This window comes from Streptomyces hainanensis (genome assembly GCF_004348415.1).
Lineage (GTDB): Bacteria > Actinomycetota > Actinomycetes > Streptomycetales > Streptomycetaceae > Streptomyces > Streptomyces hainanensis.
The window spans coordinates 1-669 of record NZ_SMKI01000915.1; the positions used below are offsets into that span (position 1 = coordinate 1).

Annotated in this window: 1 protein-coding gene; it reads right to left on the reverse strand. The window is 75.8% G+C overall.

All coding sequences use genetic code 11. The annotated features are described in order from the left end of the window. Positions 1 to 669 (reverse strand): DUF6596 domain-containing protein (locus E1283_RS36785; protein ID WP_279571328.1); only part of this gene is annotated, 669 nt, incomplete at both ends.

A 669-nucleotide genomic window follows, 5' to 3' on the forward strand; every position in this document is an offset into this window, starting at 1 on the left:
GGGTCCAGGGGGGCGAGGGCGGCCAGGCCGGCGCGGGGGCCGTCGGCCTCGCCGATGGCGACGGCGCGGTTGAGGAGGACGATCGGGCTGTCGGTGAGCCGGGCGAGTTCGTCGTACCACTCGACGATCTGCACCCAGTCGGTCTCGGCGGCGGTGGGCGCGTCGGCGTGGAGGGCCGCGATGGCGGCCTGGGCCTGGTACTCGCCGAGTCGGTCGCGGGCGAGGGCGGCCTGGAGGATGTCGACGCCCTCGGCGATCGACGTGGTGTCCCAGCGGCCGCGGTCCTGTTCGGCGAGCGGCACCAGGCTGCCGTCGGGGGCGGTGCGGGCGGCGCGCCTGGCGTGGTGGAGGAGCATCAGGGCGAGGAGGCCGGCGGCCTCGGGGTGGTCGACGACGGCGGCGAGTTGCCGGGTGAGGCGGATGGCCTCGGCGGCCAGGTCGATGTCGCCCGAGTACCCCTCGTTGAAGACCAGGTAGAGGACGCGGAGCACGGTGCCGACGTCGCCCGGCTGGTCGAGCCGCACGCCGGAGACGGTGCGTTTGGCGCGGCTGATGCGTTGCGCCATGGTGGCCTCGGGCACCAGGTAGGCGCGGGCGATCTGGCGGGTGGTCAGGCCGCCGACGGCGCGGAGGGTGAGGGCGACGGCGGACGCCGGGGTGAGTGAGGGG